This window comes from Lysobacter sp. 05T417 (assembly GCF_056396405.1).
The window spans coordinates 252,294-274,875 of the sequence record NZ_JBFTLK010000002.1 but is presented as its reverse complement, the minus strand read 5'-3'; the positions used below and the strand labels follow the sequence as shown (position 1 = coordinate 274,875).

Annotated in this window: 21 protein-coding genes and 1 tRNA gene; 13 read left to right on the top strand and 9 right to left on the bottom strand. The window is 67.7% G+C overall.

Annotation, left to right across the window (positions count from 1 at the left end; translation table 11 throughout):
- The first annotated feature begins 84 nt into the window (after positions 1-84).
- Positions 85-1,017 carry a GTP cyclohydrolase FolE2 gene (folE2, locus tag AC1DER_RS04575; protein ID WP_441814895.1) on the top strand — a complete coding sequence of 311 codons (933 nt, stop codon included), beginning with the start codon at positions 85-87 and terminating at the stop codon, positions 1,015-1,017.
- Positions 1,018-1,232: 215 nt separating this feature from the next.
- Entirely contained in the window at positions 1,233-2,858 is a 1,626-nt protein-coding gene (locus tag AC1DER_RS04570) for a diguanylate cyclase (RefSeq protein WP_477245238.1), read from the top strand.
- Positions 2,859-2,879: 21 nt separating this feature from the next.
- On the opposite strand, the gene AC1DER_RS04565 is transcribed toward AC1DER_RS04570, so the two are convergent.
- The 4 genes from AC1DER_RS04565 to AC1DER_RS04550 all read right to left on the bottom strand — a co-directional run bounded on the left by AC1DER_RS04565 (position 2,880) and on the right by AC1DER_RS04550 (position 5,825).
- Positions 2,880-3,749 carry a M23 family metallopeptidase gene (locus AC1DER_RS04565; protein WP_477245240.1) on the bottom strand — a complete coding sequence of 290 codons (870 nt, stop codon included), beginning with the start codon at positions 3,747-3,749 and terminating at the stop codon, positions 2,880-2,882.
- Complete coding sequence (locus tag AC1DER_RS04560) at positions 3,746-5,092, bottom strand: dihydroorotase (RefSeq protein ID WP_477245242.1); 1,347 nt, start codon at positions 5,090-5,092, stop codon at positions 3,746-3,748. Before AC1DER_RS04560 ends, AC1DER_RS04565 begins: the two co-directional genes overlap by 4 nt.
- Positions 5,077-5,337: a membrane protein insertion efficiency factor YidD gene (yidD, locus tag AC1DER_RS04555; RefSeq protein WP_477245244.1), complete on the bottom strand. Its 261-nt coding sequence runs from the start codon at positions 5,335-5,337 to the stop codon at positions 5,077-5,079. Before yidD ends, AC1DER_RS04560 begins: the two co-directional genes overlap by 16 nt.
- A 221-nt stretch (positions 5,338-5,558) precedes the next feature.
- Entirely contained in the window at positions 5,559-5,825 is a 267-nt protein-coding gene (locus AC1DER_RS04550) for a hypothetical protein (RefSeq protein ID WP_477245246.1), read from the bottom strand.
- Here AC1DER_RS04550 and dksA point away from each other — a divergent pair.
- A complete protein-coding gene (dksA, locus tag AC1DER_RS04545; protein ID WP_477245248.1) occupies positions 5,818-6,792 on the top strand; it encodes an RNA polymerase-binding protein DksA in 975 nt (324 codons plus the stop codon). The two genes, AC1DER_RS04550 and dksA, sit on opposite strands and share 8 nt — an antisense overlap.
- Before the next feature lie 78 nt (positions 6,793-6,870).
- Here the strand turns inward: dksA and AC1DER_RS04540 are convergent, their stop codons facing one another.
- The 3 genes from AC1DER_RS04540 to cysS all read right to left on the bottom strand — a co-directional run bounded on the left by AC1DER_RS04540 (position 6,871) and on the right by cysS (position 10,076).
- On the bottom strand, positions 6,871-8,136 hold the full coding sequence (locus tag AC1DER_RS04540) for an MFS transporter (protein WP_441814890.1): 1,266 nt from the start codon (positions 8,134-8,136) through the stop codon (positions 6,871-6,873).
- 34 nt (positions 8,137-8,170) lie between these two features.
- Positions 8,171-8,623 (bottom strand): SufE family protein, encoded by a 453-nt coding sequence (locus tag AC1DER_RS04535; protein ID WP_441814889.1) that lies wholly within the window; start codon positions 8,621-8,623, stop codon positions 8,171-8,173.
- A gap of 67 nt (positions 8,624-8,690) precedes the next feature.
- On the bottom strand, positions 8,691-10,076 hold the full coding sequence (cysS, locus tag AC1DER_RS04530) for a cysteine--tRNA ligase (RefSeq protein WP_477245251.1): 1,386 nt from the start codon (positions 10,074-10,076) through the stop codon (positions 8,691-8,693).
- Between the two features lie 188 nt (positions 10,077-10,264).
- Between cysS and AC1DER_RS04525 the strand changes: the two genes are divergently transcribed.
- The 10 genes from AC1DER_RS04525 (at position 10,265) to AC1DER_RS04480 (ending at position 21,355) form a co-directional block, all read left to right on the top strand.
- Complete coding sequence (locus AC1DER_RS04525) at positions 10,265-10,717, top strand: hypothetical protein (protein ID WP_441814887.1); 453 nt, start codon at positions 10,265-10,267, stop codon at positions 10,715-10,717.
- A 299-nt stretch (positions 10,718-11,016) separates the two neighbouring features.
- On the top strand, positions 11,017-12,051 hold the full coding sequence (locus AC1DER_RS04520; protein ID WP_441814886.1) for an N-acetylornithine carbamoyltransferase: 1,035 nt from the start codon (positions 11,017-11,019) through the stop codon (positions 12,049-12,051).
- A 167-nt stretch (positions 12,052-12,218) separates the two neighbouring features.
- A complete protein-coding gene (locus tag AC1DER_RS04515; protein WP_477245254.1) occupies positions 12,219-13,415 on the top strand; it encodes an argininosuccinate synthase in 1,197 nt (398 codons plus the stop codon).
- A gap of 6 nt (positions 13,416-13,421) precedes the next feature.
- Positions 13,422-14,510: an acetylornithine deacetylase gene (locus AC1DER_RS04510; RefSeq protein ID WP_477245256.1), complete on the top strand. Its 1,089-nt coding sequence runs from the start codon at positions 13,422-13,424 to the stop codon at positions 14,508-14,510.
- A gap of 178 nt (positions 14,511-14,688) precedes the next feature.
- Positions 14,689-16,011 carry an acetylglutamate kinase gene (locus AC1DER_RS04505; protein WP_477245258.1) on the top strand — a complete coding sequence of 441 codons (1,323 nt, stop codon included), beginning with the start codon at positions 14,689-14,691 and terminating at the stop codon, positions 16,009-16,011.
- A gap of 1 nt (position 16,012) precedes the next feature.
- Positions 16,013-16,627 carry a GNAT family N-acetyltransferase gene (locus AC1DER_RS04500; RefSeq protein ID WP_477245260.1) on the top strand — a complete coding sequence of 205 codons (615 nt, stop codon included), beginning with the start codon at positions 16,013-16,015 and terminating at the stop codon, positions 16,625-16,627.
- Positions 16,605-17,564 (top strand): N-acetyl-gamma-glutamyl-phosphate reductase, encoded by a 960-nt coding sequence (gene argC / locus AC1DER_RS04495; protein ID WP_477245262.1) that lies wholly within the window; start codon positions 16,605-16,607, stop codon positions 17,562-17,564. The genes AC1DER_RS04500 and argC overlap by 23 nt, the downstream gene beginning before the upstream one ends.
- Positions 17,565-17,589: 25 nt before the next feature.
- Positions 17,590-18,879 carry an argininosuccinate lyase gene (argH, locus tag AC1DER_RS04490; protein WP_477245264.1) on the top strand — a complete coding sequence of 430 codons (1,290 nt, stop codon included), beginning with the start codon at positions 17,590-17,592 and terminating at the stop codon, positions 18,877-18,879.
- Positions 18,876-20,090 carry a glutamate 5-kinase gene (gene proB, locus AC1DER_RS04485; RefSeq protein WP_477245266.1) on the top strand — a complete coding sequence of 405 codons (1,215 nt, stop codon included), beginning with the start codon at positions 18,876-18,878 and terminating at the stop codon, positions 20,088-20,090. Before argH ends, proB begins: the two co-directional genes overlap by 4 nt.
- Complete coding sequence (locus tag AC1DER_RS04480) at positions 20,087-21,355, top strand: glutamate-5-semialdehyde dehydrogenase (protein WP_477245268.1); 1,269 nt, start codon at positions 20,087-20,089, stop codon at positions 21,353-21,355. Before proB ends, AC1DER_RS04480 begins: the two co-directional genes overlap by 4 nt.
- Before the next feature lie 12 nt (positions 21,356-21,367).
- Here AC1DER_RS04480 and AC1DER_RS04475 read toward each other — a convergent pair whose 3' ends face one another.
- Together AC1DER_RS04475 and AC1DER_RS04470 are read right to left on the bottom strand one after the other, a co-directional pair.
- Positions 21,368-22,219, bottom strand: a complete 852-nt coding sequence (locus AC1DER_RS04475; RefSeq protein ID WP_477245270.1) for a D-hexose-6-phosphate mutarotase — start codon at positions 22,217-22,219, stop codon at positions 21,368-21,370.
- 131 nt (positions 22,220-22,350) lie between these two features.
- Positions 22,351-22,427: transfer RNA gene (locus tag AC1DER_RS04470), tRNA-Pro, on the bottom strand.
- Between the last annotated feature and the right edge of the window lie 155 nt (positions 22,428-22,582).

The following is a 22,582-nucleotide window of genomic DNA, read 5'->3' as shown; positions in this document are numbered from 1 at the left end:
CAGGTCACGCCGGCGGGGGGGTCGTGGTGGCCCGCTACAATGGCCCGGCTTGCGCTCCCCCGCGCCAACCCCATATCCCTCGCCGTGACCACGATCCCGCAAACCCCGCGCCGTCTCCCCGATGTCGCCTTCGACGCCGCTGCAGCGGCGCGTCCGCTCGACTGGGTTGGCATGTCCAACATCGCCCTGCCGCTGCGCGTGGCGTCCGCCGATGGCGAGACGATGACGGTTGCGGCCTCGGTCGACGTCTCGGTCGACCTCAAGGACGCCAATGCCCGCGGCATCCACATGTCGCGCATGTACCTGCAACTGCAGAACGCCTTCGCCAGCGAGACGGTCACCCCGGCCGGCCTGCGCCGCGTGCTGCAGAACCTGATCGACAACCAGGGCGGAATCTCCAGCGCCGCGCGCCTGGTCGTGCGCTACGACCAACTGCTCCTGCGCCGCGCCCTGGCCAGCGACAACGCCGGCTGGAAGCGCTATCCGGTCGAGATCGATGCCAGCCTGCGCGAGGGGCACCTGCACCTGGCGCTGCGTTTCGCCGTTGAATACTCCAGCACGTGCCCGGCCTCGGCGGCGCTTTCGCGCCAGCTCAATGCCGATCGCTTCGCCGAGGATTTCGCTGGCGCGCGGCCGCTGTCGAATGCGGTGGTTGGCGAATGGCTGTCGTCGGAGCGTGGCTTGGCGGCCACCCCGCATGCCCAGCGCAGCCGCGCCGACGTCAGGGTAGAGCTGCGCCCGGCCTTCGACGAACTGCCGCTGGCGGCCCTGATCGACGCGCTCGAGCAGGCGCTCGGGACGCCGGTGCAGACCGCGGTCAAGCGTGAGGACGAGCAGGCCTTCGCCCGTCTCAACGCCGAGAACCTGATGTTCTGCGAGGACGCGGCCCGCCGCGTCGCCGCCGCGCTGTCGGCCGACCCGCGCATCGAGCGCTTCGACGCCGAAGTCGCCCACTTCGAGAGCTTGCACGCCCACGATGCGGTCGCTCGCGTCAGCGGCCAGGGCGCCCAGGCGTAACACCCCGGGCGGCCCGACGCGGCCCCCGGCATCTCCCCGCAGGGCCTCCCGCCAGAGCCCGGTCGACGGCAGGCACCCCTGCTCCGCCGGGCGGTTTCGCGACGCACGTCTCACTTGGGCTATGCTGACTGCGTAAAAGCAGGGGGCCGGTCCGGATCATGGGGAAACCCGCGCGACGGTGGTGGCAGGCAGCAGTTGCCGTGTTCGGAATGCTGGTGGCGACCTCAGTGTCGGCGCAGCTTTTCGACGTGGCCCGCCTCGACGGCGATCCGCTCCCGGTCCAGGTGCTTGCCGGTGAGCATGACAGCGAGTTTGCCCAGGTCGAAGGCCAGTCGATCTTCGAGACGTCGTCGCAACCGAAGTGGTGGCGGCTGACCGCACGCGAGGCGGTGGCGCCGGCCGACGCACCCAACCTGGTCCTGCGCTTCCCGCACCTCAACCAGGTCGAGGCCTGGCGACCTGGCGAAGCGATGCCGGTGCGGCGGGGCCTGATCGGCGACGTCGCCGATCGCTCGTTCTCGACCCGCGCGCTGGTCATACCGTTGCCGCAGGGACTGGCGACCGGCGAGCAGATCTACCTGCGCGTGCACATGCTCAGTCCGTCGCCGATGCCGGTGGCCGTCGAGTCGCTGTCGGAAGTCCATCGCCACGACCTGAGCCACGTCGCCCTGCGCACGCTGGTGCTGGGCACGTTGCTGGTGCTGGCGATGCTCGCGTTCGGATTCTGGATCGGCATCGGCGAACGCAGTTACGTCTATCTGTTCCTGGCGATGTTCGCCCAGGCCGTGTACCAGGCCAGCATCGGCGGCGAACTGCGGATCCTGCCTGGGCTGGCCGACCTGATCGGTTACGACCCGCGCGTTGGACGCATGTTCGGCATGCTCACCGTGCTGGCCAGCAACAGTTTCCTCGCGTTCTACCTGAGCCTGCCGGAGCGGCAGCCGCGCCTGATGCGGGTCCTGCACGTCTGCAACGCGCTGCTGCTGGTGCTGATGATGGCGACGATCGGCAGCGCAGCCAGCGCCATCGCCCTGACCGCGAACCTGGTGCTGTTGGCGTCAGCGGCGATCATGTTCGTCGCCAGCGTGGTCGGCAGTTTCCAGCGCCAGCGCGAAGCCTATTTCATGCTGCTGTCGTGGTCGCCGATGGTGGTGCTGGTGATCCTGCGGATGGGCGAGCTGCTCGGTGGCTGGCGCAATCCGGAGTGGCTGGAATACGCACTGCCGATTGGTTTTGCCCTCGGCGGGCTGGTGCTGACGATCGGCCTGACCGACCACATGCACCAGCTGCGCCGGGATCGCGACCACGCCAGCCGCCTGGCCACCTATGACGTGCTGACCGGCGCGCTGACCCGCTCGGCGATCGAGGAGCGGCTGGAGGCGCTGGTCGAATCGGCGCAGCGCGGGCGCCGGCCGCTGTCGTTGGTGTTCTTCGACGTCGACCACTTCAAGCGCATCAACGACGAACACGGCCATCGCATCGGCGACCAGACGTTGCGCATCATTGCCTTGCGCACGCGCAATCGCCTGCGCACCTACGACCTGTTCGGACGCTTCGGTGGCGACGAGATCCTGGTGGTGCTGCCCGACACGCAACTGCGCGAGGCGCTAGGCGTGGCCGAAAACCTCCGCGTTTCGGTGAACTGCCGGCCGCTGTCGATCGACGGACGCCTGTTCACCGCCACGCTCAGCCTCGGCGTTGCCGAGCTGCACCATGGCGAGAGCGTGGAAAAGGTGCTCGAGCGCGCCGATGCCGCGCTGTATGCCAGCAAGGCCGCCGGCCGCGACCGCGTCACCGGCTACACCGCATCGCGCCTGCGCGCGACCGCCGCGATCGTCTGAACGAGGCGAACCGCGGGCGGGTTACTGCGTTGGCGGCAACAGCAGCAGCGGGTCGATCCTGACGTCGAACCAGTTCATGCCCCAATGCAGATGCGGCCCGGTGGCGCGACCGGTGGCGCCGACCAGGCCGATCACCTGGCCCTGCCGGATGCGATCGCCGACTTTCACGTCGATCCGCGACAAGTGCAGGAAGTTGGAACTGACGCCGTGGCCATGGTCGATCAGCAGCGTGCCACCGGTAAGGTAGAGATCGGGCGCGGCAAAGGTGACCACGCCCGCAGCCGGCGCCTTGACCGGCGTGCCGGTGGGCGCGGCGATGTCCATCCCCGAATGCGGTGACTTGGGCGTGCCGTTGTAGACGCGCTGGTTGCCGAAGCGACCGCTGATGCGTCCCTGCAGCGGCCACACGAATGTCTGTGCGTAGTCGTCGCGATCGTCGTCGCGCACGCGCGCGGCGGTTACCTGCGCCTGTTCGCGTTCGATCCGCGCGGCGATCTCCGGCGGTGGTTCGACCGTCCTGGGCGGCACGCCGTTGATGTTCTCGACCGGCCAGTCGCGCCTGGACACGGCGATCTGGTGGACGGCGCTGCCGTTGCTGTCGCTGATCGTCACCGACAGCGGGCCGGTGGCGTCGCGGCCCACGCCGAACGCAAACGTCCCGTTGGACGACACCCGCAAACGGCGGCCGTCGTACTCGACTTCGGCATCCGGACCGGCCAGGCCGATCACCAGCGAACCCTGCGGCACGCTGGTCGGCAGGAACGCGCCGTGGAAGGAATGACTGGACGAATCCGGCCTCTGCGGTGTTGGCCCCTGCGGCGTGGTCGCCTGTTGCGCCGCGGCCGCGCCGGCCACCAGCAGCACCAGCGCCAACGCCAGGCGCAACCTCATCGATCGAAGGCCAGGCGCTGTCCCTGCGGCGTGCCGATCAGGCGGCGACCGTCCCAGACCAGCTCGCCGTTGACCCAGGTCGAGGCGATGCGCGAATGGAACGTGGTGCCCTCGAACGGCGACCAGCCGCACTTGGACAGCACGTCCTCGCGTTGCACGGTGAATGGCGTGTCCTCGACCAGCACCAGGTCGGCGGCATAGCCCTCGCGCAGGAAGCCGCGACCCTGGACGTCGAACAGCTGTGCCGGCGCATGGGCGAACTTCTGCACCACCTGGGCGGTGCTGAGGTGGCCTTCATGGACCAGTTCCAGCGCGGCGTTGAGCGCGTACTGCACCAGCGGCAGGCCGCTCGGCGCGGAGGTGTACGGGCGGGCCTTTTCTTCCAGCGTATGCGGCGCGTGGTCGGTGGCGAGCACGTCGATGACGTCGTCGGCCAGCGCCTGGATCAGCGCCTTGCGGTCGCTGGCGTCCTTGATCGCCGGATTGCACTTGATCAGGTTGCCCAGGCGCTCGTAGTCGGCGCGGTCGAAGCGCAGGAAATGGATGCAGGTTTCGGCAGTGATCCGCTTGCGGGTGCCATCGCCACGCAGCAGCGGGCCGCGTTCGAACAGCGCCAGTTCGTCGGCAGTGCTGATGTGCAGCACGTGCAGGCGCGAACCGTGTTTCTTCGCCAGCGACAGCGCCAGCTGCGTCGACTTCATGCACGCTTCGCGCGAGCGGATGTCGGGGTGGCAGGCGGCCGGGATGTCGTCGCCGTACCTGGCCTTGTAGCGGGCCATTTCGGCGTCGATCATCGGCGTGTCTTCGCAGTGCGTGATGATCGGCGTGGGCGCATCGCGGAAGATGCTGTCGAGGATCTGCGGGTTGTCGACCAGCATGTTGCCGGTGGACGCGCCCATGAACACCTTGATGCCGGGCGCGGTGCGCGGGTCGAGCGACTGGATTGCGGCCAGGTTGTCGTTGCTGGCGCCCATGTAGAAGCCGTAATTGCCCCAGGCGCGGCCGGCGGCGCGCTGGTACTTGTTCTCCAGCGCCGCCGCGTCGAGCGTCGGCGGGTTGGTGTTGGGCATGTCCATGAAGGTGGTCAGGCCACCGGCCACGGCCGCCGCCGACTCGGTCGCGATGTCGGCCTTGTACTCCATGCCCGGCTCGCGGAAGTGCACCTGGTCATCGATCATGCCAGGCAGCAGGCGCCGTCCGGCGGCATCCACCACGGTTTCGCCATTGCGGGCCGACAGCCCGCTGCCGATCTGGCCGATGCGGCCGGCTTCGATGCGCAGGTCGCCGTCGAATTCTCGGCCTTCGTTGACCAGGCGGGCGTTGACGATCAGTGTCGATGGCATGTGGAGGTTCCGTCAGTGGTTCCATCAGTGGACCCCGGCACCGGGTCGTGCCCGCCGGGATGGAGGGGATGGCAGCGCAGGATCCGCCGCAGCGCCAGCCAGCCGCCCTTGAAGGCGCCAAAGCGGGCGATTGCCTGCATGGCGTATTCCGAACAGGTGGGATGGAAGCGGCAACGCGGCCCGAGCAGTGGACTGATCCAGCGCTTGTAACCGCGGAGAATGGCAATGAGAAGGCGGTCGATCACGATTCCTTAATGCGGTCAAGCACTTGAATGTGCGGTTGCCGCGGGTGCCGGGGCAGGGTATAACAGCGCGCTTTCCCGTCACAAGGCTTCAGGTTCGGACGATCCCTTGCGGCTCGCTTGAACCGTGCGGAACCGGCACGATGTATGGCTCCGTACCGGCATTTCGGCACTTGCACGCCGCGATGCAAAGTGGGGCATGCTGTGGCCTTTACACGCTGGCCTTAATTCAGCCTTCGAGCCCCGGTTCGAAGGTCCTCAGGGGAACAGAAGGACAAGTCGCTCGTGGCAGTGAAAAAAACCGCGAAGAAGGCCGCAAAGGCCGTCAAGAAGACCGTCAAGCCGGCCGCGAAGAAGGCCGTGTCCAGCAAACCCGCAGCGAAGAAGGCGGTCGCCCAGAAGCCGGCCGCGAAGAAGGTCGCCAGCAAGAAGCCGGTCGCCAAGAAGGCGGTTGCGGCCAAGAAGCCGGCTGCCAGGAAGGCCGTGGCCAAGAAGGCTCCGGTCAAGAAGGCAGCCGTCGCCAAGAAACCCGTCGCCAAGAAGGCGGTCCCGGCCAAGAAGCCGGTCGCCAAGAAGGTGGCAGCCGCGAAACCGGCAGCCAAGCCAGCGGCAAAGCCGGCAGTTACGAAGCCGGTAGTTACGAAGCCGGCAGTTGCAAAGCCGGCAGTTGCAAAGCAAGTTCCCGCGAAGCAGGCCGCACCGGCCAAACCCGCGCCGAGCAAGCCCATCCCCCGTAACGAAGGCAAGCCCGCCGCAAAGCCGGAGAGCAAGCCCGTCGTCGTCAAGAAACCCGCACCGCGTCCGGCCACCAAGTCAGCATCGGTGGAACCGGCCGTAAGCAAGCCTCAAGTTGCCAAGAATCCAGTGACGCAATCCGCATCCAATAAGGCGCCTGCATCGAAAGCGGCGGCCGCCAGCACCCCAGCGACCAAAACCGCTCCACGACCGACCGGCAAGGTAGCCGTGGCCGTCGTCGCCAAGCCGCAGGCCCCTGCGCCGAGAGGCAAGGTCAAGGTCGTGCCGTACACCACCGATGAAACCAGCGGACGCCCCGTCGTCCCGACGGGCTACCGCCCGGCGGTCGACGAGGAGTACATGAACCCGCTCCAGCTCGAGTACTTCCGTCAGCGCCTGCTGCGTTGGCGCACGGATCTGGTCGAGGAATCCAAGCAGACCATCGAGAACCTGAAGGACGAAGTCCGCGATGTCGGCGACGAAGCCGAGCGCGCCACCCGCGAGACCGAAAACTCGCTGGAGCTGCGCACCCGCGATCGTTACCGAAAGCTGATCAGCAAGATCGACAGCACGCTCAAGCGCGTCGATTCGGGCGACTACGGTTACTGCGTCGACACCGGCGAAGAGATCGGCCTGGAACGCCTCGAGGCACGCCTCACCGCCGAGCGCACGATCGATGCGCAGGAGCGTTGGGAGCACATGCAAAAGCAGATGGGCGACTAGGCCTTCGCGCTCGACTGTCAAAAAAGCCCGGCTCAGGCCGGGCTTTTTTGTTCTGGGCCCGATTGGGTGACGGGGCGCCTACTGCAGATCGCGCAGATCCAGCCGGCGCAGCTTCGGCGCCAGTTTCGCCGTCGCCCCGACCACCGCCAGCGTCATGCAACCGCCGAAGATCACCGACGGCACCAGGCCCAACAGGCGTGCGGCAACACCGGACTCGAACGCACCCAGCTCGTTCGACGAGCCGATGAAGATGCCGTTGATCGACGAGACCCGCCCGCGCATGTGATCGGGCGTGGCCAGCTGCAGGATCGTCGAGCGCAACACCACCGACACGCCGTCGCACATGCCCGACAGCATCAGCATCAACGCCGACAGCCACAGGTGGCGCGACAGCGCAAAGCCGATGATGCACAGCCCGAAGCCGGCAACCGCGACCAGCAACACCCGCCCCGCATGGCGCTGCAACGGCCGCCGCGCCAGATAGACGCCTACCAGCACCGCGCCCGCGGCCGGCGCCGCGCGCAGCAGTCCGAGCGCCTCCGGACCGTAGTGGAGGATTTCATTGATGAAGGCCGGCAGCAGCGCCACCGCGCCGCCGAACAGCACCGAGAACATGTCCAGTGCCTGCGCACCGAGCACGACCTGGGTCCTGAAGACGAACTGCAACCCTTCGCCGATGCTCTTGAATACCGGCGCCCGCTCGGCCGGCTTCGGCGGCTCGGTCACGCGCACGGCGATCACCGCGATCGCCGCGGCCAGGGCGAAACCGGCAGCGACCAGATAGGCCGAGGTCTTCCCACCCCATGCAACCAGCAGGCCGCCCATCGCCGGACCCAGCACCAGGCCGGTCTGCATGACGACGCTGCTGACGCCCGCGCCGCGTGCGAACTGCTCGCGCTTGAGCACGCGCGCGAACAGCGACATGTAGACCGGCGCCAGGAACGCACGGACGACGCCATTGACCGCGATGGCGGCGTAGATGGTCAGCGCGCTGAAACCGGAGACGCCGGCGGGCAGGACACCGGAAGCCACGCCGGCCAGGGTCAGCGTCGTCAGCAGCAGGCCCAGGCACGCCGCCATGCCGAGCTTGCGCCGCGGCAGATGGTCGACCGCATAGCCGGCGAACAGGGCAAAGCAGAAGTACGGGATCACCTCCGCCAGGCCGATCAGGCCCAGGGCGAAGGCATCGCGGGTGAGCTCGTAGACATGCCAGCCGACCGTCACCGCGACGATCTGGTACGACAGCATCGCCAGCAGGCGATAGGTCAGCAGGCCAGTGAAGCCGCGATTGCGCAGCAGCTCGGAGACGCCGGGGACGGGCAGGGCCTCAGCCTCCGTGCTCATGGTCCCTCACGCCTGGCGAAAGACCGGACCGGCATTACAGGCGCTGCCGTGCCTGGTCGCGGATGAAACCCAGGATCGCGGACAGGCCGTTGCTGCGCGTGGGCGAGAGGTGCTTGGCCAGGCCGATGTCGGCGATGTAGTCGGCGTCGGTGGCGGCGATCTCGGCGGCGCTGCGGCCGGAGTACACGCGCAGCGCCAGGTAGATCAGCCCGGACACGATCGCCGAATCGCTGATGGCGTGGAAGTCGAGGCGGTCGCCGTCGCCATCGACGACGATCCACACCATCGACTGGCAGCCGTGCAGGCGATGCTCCTCGGATTTCCATTCCGCCGGCAGGTCCGGCAGCTTGCGGCCGAGGTCGATCAGGTACTGGTAGCGTTCGGACCAGTCGCCGAAAAAGGCGAATTCCTCGCGGATCGCCGCCTGCGCCTCGCTCGGCGAGGCTTCGGTGGGAAACGGGCTGGTGGGGGCGGCGATGGCATTCATGGCGGCAATTTTACGCCTGTACAGGTGCTGCCCGTGTGCGCAAACAGGTCCGTCAGTTCCGCCAGTGCTAGGCCCGCTTCCAGCGCACGCCCTGCGCGGTGTCCTCGAGCAGGATGCCTTCTGCGGCGAGCTGGTCGCGGATCGCGTCGGCGCGGGCGAAATCGCGCGCCTTTTTGGCCGCAATGCGCTCGTCGATCAGCGCCTGGATGCGGCCATCGTCGTCGTTGCTGGCGCCGCGCGCGAACCACTGCGCCGGCTCCTGCTGCAGCAGGCCCAGCGCCAGGCCGGCGCCGAGCAGTTCGCCCTTGAGGCGGGCGCGATCGCTGGCGGAACTGCCGTCGATGGCACCGGCCTTGCGCGCCTCGCCGGCGATGCGGGCGATCTCGGCCAGCACCTGCGGGGTATTGAGGTCGTCGTCCAAGGCCGCCTCAACCGTGGCGGGGATCGACGTATTCGTCGCCTCGCAATCGGCCAGATCGCGCAAAGTGCCGTAGAGCCGGTCGAGCGTGCGGACACTCTGTTCGATCAAGCCGTCCGACCATTCCAGCGGCTGCCGGTAATGCGCCGAGAGCAGGGCCAGGCGCAGCGCCTCGGGCGGGTACTCGCGCACCAGGTCGTGGACGCGCTGGATGTTGCCCACCGACTTGGCCATCTTGGCGCCGCCGAAGTTGAGCATGCCGTTGTGCAGCCAGTGGCGGGCGAAGATCCGGCCGCCGTGGGCGCACTCGCTCTGGGCGATCTCGTTCTCGTGGTGCGGGAACTGCAGGTCGACGCCGCCGGCGTGGATGTCGATGGTCTCGCCCAGGTGGGCGGCCGCCATCGCCGAGCATTCGATGTGCCAGCCCGGGCGGCCGCGGCCCCAGGGCGAATCCCAGCCGGGGAGGTCGTCGGTCGACGGCTTCCACAGGACGAAGTCGCCCGGGTCGCGCTTGTACGGCGCCACGTCGACGCGGGCGCCGGCGAGCATTTCCTCCGGATCGCGGCGCGAGAGCTTGCCGTAATCGGGGTAGCTGGCGACCGAGAACAGCACGTGGCCTTCGGCGGCATAAGCGTGGCCGGTCTCGATCAGGCGCTCGATCATCGTGATGATCTGGCCGATGTGGGCGGTGGCCTCCGGCTCCAGGTCCGGGGCCTTCACGCCCAGCGCGGCCATGTCCTGGCGGTAGGCTGCGGCGAAACGGTCGGTGATCGTGGAGATCGGCACGCCCTGTTCGCGGGCGGCGTTGTTGATCTTGTCGTCGACGTCGGTGATGTTGCGGGCGTAGGCCAGGGCCCCGAAGCGGCGGCGCAGCAGCTCGGCCAGGACGCCGAAGACGACCGGCCCGCGGGCATTGCCGATGTGGACGTAGTTGTAGACCGTGGGCCCGCACACATACATGGTCGGGCGGGCGGGGTCGAGGGGCACGAACGGCTCGACCCGTCGCGTCAGGCTGTTGAAAAGGTGAAGGCTCATGGGGTTACCGCCGGATTTGCGGCCATTCTAGCGGCTGATCGCAGGTGCCTGCGCCGTGCCGGTCGATTACGCTCGGGCTCTGGCCGAGGCTGTGTCCGTGAGCGTGGCCGGCCGTCTAAAGGCGGGGTTCAGGCCTCGGCCACGGTCTGCGCTTACAATTTCTAAACATTTATGACTCCGCGAGTGTGATGGACCGTCCAGTTCCGCTTCCGACTGCCGTGATCTGGACTGTCCTGGTCGGACTCGTGCTGGCTGCCTGGCCGGCCACGCAGGCAATGGCGCAGAACACGGTCATCCAGGCCGAGAACGTCCGCTTCGACTATGCCCAGGTGCTGCGGGTGACACCGGTCTACCAGACCCTCAAGGCCAACACCGTCGAGCAGAAGTGCGAAGGCGACTCGCGCCTGTCGCGGGTGGTCGGCGCGGTCAAGGACGCCCTGACCCGCGAGGAGAAGGAACAGCAGGACAACAAGTGCAAGCCGGTGACGGTCGAGCGCGAGTACCGCCGGCCCATCGCCTACGACGTCGACTACACCTACAAGGGCGCCAAGTTCCGCTCGCGCCTGCCCGAGGATCCGGGGAACCGCCTGCGCATCCGGGTTTCGGTGACGCCGGTCGTGGCGCCCGGCAGCAGCCGCTGACGGCCGCCGCGGAGCCGAAGGCTTGCACCCGCCGCGGGTGCGTGCGAGCATGCGCGCCTCAATGAACACCCACTACGCCGACGCCGACGTCCTGACCTCCGCCTACATGGCGGCGGGGATGACCTCGCGCGCTCGCCGACCGCATACCTGCCATCCAGCTGGGTAACGGTCACTAGCGCGTCTTGAAACAGACGAAGTGACACACGAAAAGCCCAGCCTACGCGCTGGGCTTTTTTGCTTTCCGGGCCCGCGCAGCGAACCGCACCTCCCTCCCCATACGATCACCGGAACCGCACTCGATGACCGCTTCTGCTCAACGGCCCGCTCCCGACAGGCATTTCCTAAACACCCAGGACTGGTCGCGTGCCGACCTCGACGCGCTGCTGGCGCAGGCCGCCGCGTTCAAGCGCAGCAAGGCCGGTGAGCAGCTCAAGGGCAAGTCCATCGCGCTGGTGTTCTTCAATCCGTCGATGCGCACCCGCACCAGCTTCGAGCTGGGTGCGTTCCAGCTCGGCGGCCATGCCGTGGTGCTGCAGCCGGGCAAGGACGCGTGGCCGATCGAGTTCAACCTCGGCACGGTCATGGACGGCGACACCGAGGAGCACATCGCCGAAGTGGCGAAGGTGCTGGGCCGTTACGTCGACCTGATCGGGGTGCGCGCGTTCCCGAAGTTCGTCGACTGGCAGTACGACCGCGAGGACATCGTCCTCAAGAGCTTCGCCAAGTACTCGCCGGTGCCGGTGATCAACATGGAGACGATCACGCATCCGTGCCAGGAACTGGCCCACATCCTGGCGCTGCAGGAGCACTTCGGCACGACCGATCTGCGCGGCAAGAAGTACGTGCTGACCTGGACCTACCACCCCAAGCCGCTCAACACCGCGGTGGCGAACTCCGCGCTGACGATCGCCACGCGCATGGGCATGGACGTGACCCTGCTGTGTCCGACGCCGGACTACATCCTCGACCAGCGCTACATGGACTGGGCCGCGCAGAACGTCGCCGAGAGCGGTGGTTCGCTCGCCGTCAGCCACGACATCGAAAGCGCCTACACCGGCGCGGATGTCGTCTACGCAAAGAGCTGGGGCGCGTTGCCGTTCTTCGGCAACTGGGGCCCGGAGAAGCCCATTCGCGACCAGTACCAGCACTTCATCGTCGACGAGGCGAAGATGGCGCTCACCAACAACGGCGTCTTCAGCCACTGCCTGCCGCTGCGCCGCAACGTCAAGGCCACCGATGCCGTGATGGACTCGCCGCAGTGCATCGCGATCGACGAGGCCGAAAACCGCCTGCATGTGCAGAAGGCGATCATGGCGGCGCTGGTGGCGCGTTAAAGCAGGGAGTGTGAAGCGGGAGTGTGAAGCGGGAACACGGAACGAGAGTCCGCTCTCTCATCCGACGCTCTGCCGACTCCTGCTCAGGCTGCCACCTTTCGTTCCCGATTCCCGTATTCCCGAATTCCGCATTCCCGTACTCCATTTCCACACCGGACCCCCAAATCATGACCACCCGTGACATCGTCCTCGCCTTCTCCGGCGGCCTCGACACCAGCTTCTGCGTGCCCTATTTGAAGGAGCGCGGCTGGAACGTGCACACCGTGTTCGCCGACACCGGCGGCGTCGATGCCGAGGAGCGCGCCTTCATCGAAGAGCGTGCGGCCGAACTGGGCGTGGCCTCGCACGTCACCGTCGATGGCGGTCCGGCGATCTGGGAAGGCTTCGTCAAGCCGTTCGTCTGGGCAGGCGAGGGCTACCAGGGCCAGTACCCGCTGCTGGTGTCTGACCGTTATCTCATCGTCGAGGCCGCGCTGAAGCGCTGCGATGAGCTGGGCACCAAGGTGATCGCGCACGGCTGCACCGGCATGGGCAACGACCAGGTGCGTTTCGACCTGGCGGTGAAGGCGCTGGGCGACTACGAGATCGTGGCGCCGATTCGCGAGATCCAGAAGGAGCACACCGAGGTCCGTGCCTACGAGCAGAAGTACCTGGAAGAGCGCGGCTACGGCGTGCGCGCCAAGCAGAAGGCGTACACCATCAACGAGAACCTGCTCGGCCTGACCATGTCCGGCGGCGAAATCGACCGCTGGCAGGCGCCGGGTGAGGGTGCGGTCGGCTGGTGCAAACCACGCAGCGAGTGGCCGGCGCAGCCGCTGAAGGTGAGGGTCAGCTTCGTCAACGGTGAAGCGGTGGCACTCGACGGCGAGAAGATGGCTGGCCACAAGATGCTGGCGAAGCTCAACGGCCTGTTCGCGCAGTACGGCGTCGGCCGCGGCCTGTACACCGGCGACACCACGATCGGCCTGAAGGGCCGCATCATTTTCGAGGCCCCGGGCCTGACCGCGCTGCTGACCGCGCACCGCGCGCTGGAAGAGGCAGTGCTGAGCAAGCAGCAGAACCGCTTCAAGCCCGACGTGGCGCGCAAGTGGGTCGAGCTGGTCTACGAAGGCTTCTTCCACGATCCGCTCAAGACCGATCTGGAAGCATTCCTGCAGTCGAGCCAGTCGACCGTCAACGGCGACGTGGTGATCGAGACGCAGGGCGGCCTGGTCAGCGCGGTGGCGATCGAGTCCAGGCACATCCTCAATGCCAAGGGCGCGACCTACGCGCAGGCGGCGGACTGGGGCGTGGCCGAGGCCGAGGGCTTCATCAAGCTGTTCGGCATGAGCAGCACGCTGTGGGCCGAGATCAACCGCAAGTAACCCGCCATGCTCGCCAAAACCCTCAAGCACCTCGAAGCGCTGGTCTCGTACGACACGCGCAATCCGCCGCGGGACATCGGCACCGGCGGCATCTTCGACTACCTGCGCTCGCAGCTTTCGGACTTCCGCATCACCGTCACCGACCACGGTGACGGCGCGGTGTCGATGCTGGCCGTGCGCGGCAATCCCAAGCGCTTGTTCAACGTGCACCTGGACACGGTGCCGTCGTCGGAAGCCTGGAGCGCCGATCCGCACACGCTACGTGTCACCGGCGACCGCGCGATCGGCCTGGGCGCCTGCGACATCAAGGGTGCCGCCGCCGGTCTGCTGACCGCCGCCTCGGTGACACAGGGCGATGCCGCGTTCCTGTTCTCCACCGACGAGGAAGCCAACGATGCGCGCTGCATCGCGGCCTTCCTGGGTGGGCTGCACGGGTTCAACGAAGTGGTCGTCGCCGAGCCGACGATGAGCGAGGCAGTGCTGGCGCATCGCGGCATCAGCTCGGTGCTGCTGCGCTTCCGTGGTGTCGCCGGGCATGCCTCGGGCGCGAACGCGATGCAGGCCAGCGCCTTGCACCAGGCGATCCGCTGGGGCGGGCACGCGCTTGACTACGTCGAGAGCGAAGCGCACCAGCGCTTCGGTGGCCTGACCGGGCTGCGCTTCAACATCGGACGCGTCGAGGGTGGCATCAAGGCCAACATGATCGCGCCGAGCGCTGAGCTGCGTTTTGGTTTTCGGCCGCTGCCGTCGATGTCGATCGACGGGCTGCACGAGCGCTTCGGTACGCTGGTCGAGGCCGGCGCGATCGAACGCTACGAGGAAACCTTCCGCGGTCCGTCGCTGCCGTCGGGCGAGGTTGCAGATGCCGAACAGCGCCGCCTGGAGGCTCGCGACCTGGCCGATGCGCTGCAGTTGCCGATCGGCAACGCGGTCGACTTCTGGACCGAGGCCTCGCTGTTCTCCGCCGCCGGCATGACCGCGATTGTCTACGGCCCCGGCGATATCGCCCAGGCCCACACCGCCGACGAGTGGGTGACGCTGGAGCAACTGCAGCGCTACACCGATTCCATCATCCGGATCCTGGACGCCAAGTGAGCTGCCAGAGCCCTCGAATCGGATGGAGAACCTCCGCTGTTGGAGCCCCCTTGAGTCAAGGGGGCGGACTCGTCGCGCAGCGACGAGGCGGGGATATGGCGCTAGACCCTGAGGGCTTCGCGAAGCGGAGCCCGTCGATCCGAAGCCAATGCAGTCAAGGCACACAGAAAGCTCAAAGATGAACGACACCCGCGATATTCAGACGCGCCAGACCATCGTGCGCCTGCTTTCGAGCATGGCCAGCGCGAAAGAGATCTCGCAGTACCTCAAGCGCTTCTCCCAGCTCGACGCCAAGCGTTTCGCCGTGGTCAAGGTCGGTGGCGCCGTGCTGCGCGACGACCTGGAGGCGCTGACGTCCTCGCTCGCCTTCCTGCAGGACGTCGGCCTGACGCCGATCGTGATCCACGGCGCCGGCCCGCAGCTCGATGAGGAGATGGCGGCGGCCGGCATCGAGAAGCAGACCGTCAATGGCCTGCGCGTGACCTCGCCGGAGGCGCTCGCCATCGTGCGCCGCGTGTTCCAGTCGCAGAACCTCAAGCTGGTCGAGGCGCTGCAGGCATTCGATGCGCGCGCGACCTCGATTGTTTCGGGCGTGTTCGAGTCCGACTATCTCGATCGCGACACCTACGGCCTGGTCGGCGAAGTGAAGCGCGTCAACCTGGCGCCGATCGAAGCCAGTCTGCGCGCAGGCTCGATCCCGGTCATCGCCAGCCTCGGCGAGACGGCCGGTGGCCAGATCCTCAACGTCAATGCCGACTTCGCCGCCAACGAGTTGGTGCAGAAGCTGCAGCCGTACAAGATCGTGTTCCTGACCGGTACCGGCGGCCTGCTCGACGACGCCGGCAAGGTGATCGACTCGATCAACCTGTCGACCGAGTACGAGCACCTGATGTCGCAGCCGTGGATCAACGGCGGCATGCGGGTCAAGATCGAACAGATCAAGGCTCTGCTCGACAAGTTGCCGCTGACCTCCTCGGTGTCGATCACCAAGCCGGCGGAACTGGCCAAGGAGCTGTTCACCCACAAGGGCTCGGGCACGCTGGTGCGCCGTGGCGAACGCGTGCTCCAGGTCACGCAGTGGGACCAGCTCGATCTCGAGCGCCTGCGCGGCCTGATCGAATCGGCGTTCGGTCGCCGGCTGATGCCGGACTACTTCGAGCGCACCACGCTGCACCGCGCCTATGTCAGCGAGAACTACCGCGCCGCGGTGATCCTCACCCAGGAGGATGCCGGCATCTACCTCGACAAGTTCGCCGTGCTCGACGAAGCCCAGGGCGAGGGCCTCGGCCGTGCCGTGTGGCATGTCATGCGCGAACAGAACCCGCGCCTGTTCTGGCGTTCGCGCCATGGCAATGCGGTCAATCCGTTCTACTACGCCGAGTCCGACGGCTGCCTCAAGCAGGAGAAGTGGAAGGTGTTCTGGTACGGCATGGAGGGTTTTGGCGAGATCGAACGCTGCGTGGAGCATTGCTCGCAGCGCACGGCGACGCTGAAGGACTGACATGGCAGCGCAAGCCGGTCAATGGAACGTTGCCCCGACCCTGCGCGGCGAACACGTCACGCTGGAACCGCTGTCGTCGGCACACGCCGACGGACTGCGCAGCGCCCTCGGCGCCGGCGAGTTGTCGCGCCTGTGGTACACCACCGTGCCGGCGCCGGACCAGGTCGAGTCGTACATCGCCTCCGCGATGGATGCGCAGGGAAAGACGATGCCGTTCGTGGTTCGCGACGCCGCCGGCGACATCGTTGGCAGCACGCGCTACTACGACCTCGATGCCACGGTACCGCGCGTTCAGATCGGCTACACCTGGTACGCACCCAAGGTGCAGCGCACCGGCCTCAATACCGAGGCCAAGCTGCTCCTGCTGCGCCATGCGTTCGAGGCCATGGGCTGCGTCTGCGTCGGCTTCGAAACCAGCTGGTTCAACCTCGCTTCGCGCGCCGCCATCTCCCGCCTCGGGGCGAAACAGGACGGCGTGCTGCGCAGCCACCGGCGCCACGCCGATGGCAGCGTCCGCGACACGGTGGCCTTCTCGATCATCGAATCGGAATGGCCGGCGGTGAAACGCAATCTTCTTCACAAGTTGCACAATCATGGAGCATCCGGACGTGACTAAGTCCGTTGGCATCGTCGGCGCCCGTGGCTACGTCGGCGCTGAACTCATCCGCCTGATCGCCGCGCATCCGCAGTTCGAACTCGCGTTCGTGTCATCGCGCGAACTGGTCGGGCAGCGCGTCGCCGATCACATCACCGAGTACGTCGGCGACCTGCGCTACAGCTCGCCATCGCACGAAGAGCTGCCCGCGCTCGGCGCCGATGCGGTCGTGCTGGCGCTCCCGAACGGCAAGGCCGCGGTGTGCGTGGCTGCGTTCGACGCGGCCGGCGTCGACCCGGTCATCATCGACCTGTCGGCCGACTACCGCTTCGACGACGGCTGGTACTACGGCCTGCCGGAGCTGACCCGTGCCAGCTACGACGGCCAGCGCCGCATCAGCAATCCCGGCTGCTACGCCACGGCGATGCAGCTCGCGGTCGCGCCGATGGTGGATGCGCTCGCAGGTCCGGTGCAGTGCTTCGGGGTCTCCGGTTACTCGGGCGCCGGCACCTCGCCCTCGGACAAGAACGATCCCGAAAAGCTGCGCGACAACCTGATGCCCTACGCGCTGACCAACCATGTGCACGAGCGCGAGGTCACCCGCCAGCTCGGCCACGAGGTGCAGTTCCTGCCGCATGTGGCGCCGCACTTCCGCGGCCTGACCATCACCGCCAACCTGCCGCTGGCCAGGTCCTTCGCGCGCGAAGAGGTGGTGGCGCGGTATGTTGACCGCTACGCCGGCGAGCCGCTGGTGGATGTCGGCGACGAGGCCCCCTGGGTCAGCGCGATCGCCGGCCGCCACCATGTCGAGCTCGGCGGGTTCACGCTGACGCCCGACGGCAAGCGCCTGGTGGTGGTCGCCACCGAGGACAACCTGCTCAAGGGCGCGGCGACGCAGGCGCTGCAGAATCTCAACCTGGCCTTTGGCCTGGACGAGATGACCGGCATCACGCGCTGATACCTACGCACCAAGGAATTCGACGATGTCCGATCTGTTGTGGCAAAAACCCGGCGTCAAGGTGGACGCGCGCATCCAGCAGTTCCTCGCCGGCGAGGACGTGATCCTGGACCGCGAGTTCTTCCTGTTCGACATCCAGGCCAGCCGCGCCCATGCCGAAGGCCTGCAGCAGATCGGCATCCTCGATGCCGACGAACTGACCGGACTGAAGCGCGAACTGCAAACGCTGGCGGAGGATTTCCGCGCCGGCCGTTTCGTCCTCGACGAGCGCTTCGAGGATTGCCATTCGGCGATCGAATCGCGCCTGGTGGAGCGTCTGGGCGACGCCGGCAAGAAGATCCACACCGGCCGCAGCCGCAACGACCAGATCCTCGTCGCCACGCGCCTGTGGCTGAAGGATCGGCTCGCGCGCGTGGCGGCCACCTGCCGCGAAAGCGCCGAGGTCGCGCTCGCTCGCGCCGAAGCAGAGCAGGGCGTGCCGTTGCCGGGCTACACCCACCTGCAACGGGCGATGGTGTCGTCGCTGGGCATGTGGTGGGCGGCCTGGGCCGAGGGCTACATCGACAACGCGCAGCGCGCATTGCAGACGCTGCAATGGGTCGACGCCAATCCGCTCGGCAGTGCCGCCGGTTACGGCGTCAATCTTCCGCTGGCGCGCGACCACACCACCGCCGCGCTCGGCTTCGGCCGGATGCAGGTGGCGGCGACCTACGCGCAGATCTCGCGCGGCAAGTTCGAGATGGCGGCCATCGAGGCGCTGTCCTCGGCGCTGCTGGACCTGCGCCGCCTGGCCTGGGACCTGAGCCTGTTCACCAGCGCCGAGTTTGGTTTCGTCGCGCTGCCGGCGCAGTACACCACAGGCAGCTCGATCATGCCCAACAAGCGCAATCCCGACGTGATCGAGCTGATGCGCGCGAGCTACTCGGCTGCCGCCGCCGCGCGCACCGAGATCGAGCAACTGTTGTCGCTGCCGTCGGGCTATCACCGCGACCTGCAGTTCTCCAAGGGCGCGATCTTCCACGCCTTCGGACGCGGCCTGGGCGCGCTGGAACTGCTGCCGGACCTGCTGCGCAACCTCGAATGGAAGACCGGTCGCATGCGCGAGGCGCTCGATCCCTCGATGTATGCCACCGACCTGGCCGTCGACCTGGCCCGCCAGGGCCTGCCATTCCGCGAGGCCTACAAGCAGGCCGCCGATCCGGCGCGGTGGGAGCAGGGCGATCCCGAAGCCAGTCTGGCGGCGCGCGTGTCGCCCGGCGCCGGCTCGGAACTGCGCCTGGACGAGCTGCGCAGCCGCCTGGAAGCGCTGCAATGACCGCGCCTGGAAGTGCCGTCGACGTTGCAGTCCGGGACTTCCAGGCACAGCCGCTGCCGCGCTGGCAGCGCGCCGTACTCAAGGTGGGCAGCAGCCTGCTCGCCGGCGGCTCCAATCCAGTTGACTCCGATCAGCCCGACGCCGCAGGGCTGGACCCTCGTCATGCCGCCGGACTGGCGCGCTTCATCGCCCAGGCCCGCGCCCAGCAGCGCGAGGTGGTGCTGGTGTCGTCCGGCGCCGTCGCCGCCGGCCGCGGCCGCATCGGCGCCGGTGGCGACAGCCTGGTGCTGCGGCAGGCATTGGCCTCGCTCGGGCAGGCGTCGTTGATGGGCTTCTGGCAGCAGTTGTCCGATCGGCCCGTCGCCCAGGTCCTGCTGACCCACGACGACCTGCGAAACCGCCGTCGCTACCTCAACGCCCGCGCCACGCTGCGCGAGCTGCTGCGCCTGGGTGCGTTGCCGATCATCAACGAGAACGACGCCGTCGCCGTCGACGAACTCAAGCTCGGCGACAACGACAATCTCGCCGCCGCCGTGGCGTCGCTGGTCGATGCCGACCTGCTGCTGATCGCCACCGACATCGGCGGCCTCTACAGCGCCCATCCGCAACGCGATCCCGATGCGCGCGCCATCAACCGCGTCGAGCGCATCACGCCAGAGCTCTTGCAGGCGGCCAGCGGCGGCGCCGGCAAGCTCGGCACCGGCGGCATGCGGACCAAACTGGAAGCAGCCGCGAAGGCGACCGCGGCCGGCATCCCGACTGCGCTGTTCTGCGGCCGCAATGAGGCAGTCGTGCAGGCCCTCGGCGAGGGGCAACTGCACGGCACGCTCGTGCTCGCACAGGGGGATAGGCTGCGCGCCCGCAAGCAATGGCTGCGCCATGCGCCTTCGTCAGGGCGGTTGCTGGTGGACGATGGCGCGCTCGCGGCACTGCACCGGCAGGGCGCTTCGCTGCTGCCCGGCGGCGTGGTCGCGGTCGAAGGCGATTTCCGCCGCGGCGACGTGATCGAGGTGGTCTCGAGCACGGCGACCGCCGAGCCTTTCGCCCGCGGCCTGGCCCAGTACAGCGCAATGGAAATCGGCCGCATCGCGCGCCGGCATAGCAACGACATCGAGGCCGTTCTCGGCTTCCGCTATGGCGAGTCTGTGATCCACCGCGACGACCTGGTGCTGCTCGTCACCGCAGATGGAAATCCCGAGGTGAAGCCATGAGCGGTTACGTGCGCAACCTGGCCGAGCGTGCGCGCGAGGCTTCGCTGGTGATGGCCGCGCTCGACGGCGATGCCCGCCGGACGCTGATCGAGCGCATGGCGCAGCTGCTGGAACACGATGGCCCCGCACTGCTGGCCGCCAACGGCGAGGACATGGAGCGCGGACGCGCGGCCGGTCTTGGTGCGGCCGTGCTCGACCGCCTCAAGCTCGACGCGGCGCGAATCGCGGCGATGGCGAACGGGCTGCGCGAGGTGGCCGCACAAGACGATCCGCTCGGCCAGGTCACGCGACGCGAAGTGCGCCCCAATGGCATCGTGATCGAGCGCCAACGCGTGCCGCTGGGCCTGATCGCGATGATCTACGAGGCCCGTCCCAACGTCACCGCCGATGCCGCGGCGCTGTGCCTGAAGGCGGGCAACGCAGTCCTGTTGCGCGGCGGCTCCGAAGCGCGTGCCAGCAACGCCGCGATCGCCGCCTGCCTGCACCAGGCCTTGCGCGAACAAGGACTGCCGGAGGCGGCGGTGTCGCTGGTGGCCGACCCGGCGCGCGAGCACGTGGTGGAGCTGCTGCAACTGTCGGACCTGATCGACCTGGCGATCCCGCGCGGTGGCGAGAGCCTGATCCGCTTCGTCGCCGAGCACGCACGCGTGCCGGTGATCAAGCACTACAAGGGCGTGTGCCACCTCTATGTCGATCGCCTTGCCGACGTCGGCAAGGCGCTGGACCTGCTGGTCGACGGCAAGGCCTCGCGGCCGGGCGTGTGCAACGCACTGGAGACGCTTCTGGTCCATCGCGACATCGCCGCCGACTTCATGCCCGCGGCGCTGCGGCGTCTGGCGGCACGGCAGGTCGAAGTGCGCGGCTGTGATCGCACCCGCGCGTTCTCCGACCAGGTCGGGCAGGCCGAAGACGCCGACTACGCCGCCGAGTACCTCGACCTGATCCTCGCCGTGCGCGTGGTCGATGGAATCGGGGAGGCGCTGGCGCATATCGCTCGCCATGGCTCCGATCACACCGAAGTGATCGTCACCGAAGATGCCGCAGCGGCCGAAGCATTCGTGCGCGGTACGCGCAGTTCGGCGGTGATGGTCAATGCCTCGTCGCGCTTCAACGACGGTGGCCAGCTCGGCCTGGGCGCGGAGATCGGCATCTCGACCACGCGCCTGCACGCCTACGGCCCGATGGGCGTGGAATCGCTGACCATCGAGCGCTTCGTGGTGCGCGGCGAAGGGCAGGTGCGGCACGAGGAGTCGCGCGGCCCCTGACCGCAGCGGCGGCTAGGCCTGCAGCCGCTGCATGCCGCTCCATTGCTCGCCCGGCGCCAGCGTCACCGGTGCGGTGACGGTGCCCGACTCGACGCAGACAAAGTGCCGGTGCTCATCCGCGCCGAGGTCGGCCATCGTTGCGGCCAGTGCCGCGCCGGGATTCCACACCACCGTGTCGCGGAAGCCATCGGCCGTGATGGCGACGGCGTTGTCGCCTTCGCACAGCCGCAGCTCCTGCGCGCAATCGGCATAGATGCGGTCGATCTCGCCTCCGAAGCGCAGCGGGCGGTGTTCGGCTGCCGTGGCCAGGCCGTCGCGCGTGCTGTCTTCAAATGCCGCCGCTTCCAGGCCTTGCAGCGAAACCGCGTCGAGATCGCCCACCCGCAGGTAGGTGTGCAGGGCCGTGGTGAAGCTCATGGGCATCTGGCCCGCATTGCGGACCGCGAGCCGGACCGTCAACGCGTCCGATGCCAGCGACACATGCAGTCGTGCGCTGAACATGGCCGGCCAGTAGCGGCGGGTGTCGTCGCTGTCGTTCAGTTCCAGCACCGCCGCCGCCAGGCCCGTGCCGGGCTCGGCCTCGATTCCGACGAAGCGCCACGGCAGCAGTCGCGCGAACCCGTGCTTGATCATCGGCCCGCGGCCCGCGAACTGCGGGAAGACCACCGGGATGCCGCCGCGGATGGCCGCGCCGTCGGCAAAGCTTGCGCGCGGGCTCAGGTAGAGGCGCTCGCGGCCAGGCGAGGGCTGCCAGGACAGCACGTGGGCGCCGTGCAGGCTGATCCGGGCGGTGGCGCCGTCATCGGCGTCCAGGCGCAGGCAGTCGCGGCCGTCGCGCTGGAGGAGGTCGCAGGAGAGAGCCATCGGTCGGCACGCGCAGGGCAGGGCCGACATCATTGCGATGCTGGCGGCCGGTCGCAACACCGCGCAAACGAAAAACGCCGGCAGGGCCGGCGTTTCGTATTTTCAGCGTATTCCACATCATGATGCGGAGTTGGTCGGGGAGACAGGATTTGAACCTGCGACTTCTACGTCCCGAACGTAGCGCTCTACCAGGCTGAGCTACACCCCGACTGCTGAGCCGCAAATTCTAGTCAGTCGGGCGGGGTCGAGGCAAGGGGTTGGACACAAATTCCTTCAATTGGATGTCAGGCCGTTGGGGGAAAAGCGGTCGCAACGGCTAAACTGTCGTCGATTTCCCCCTCTACACCGCGAATCCACCGTGCG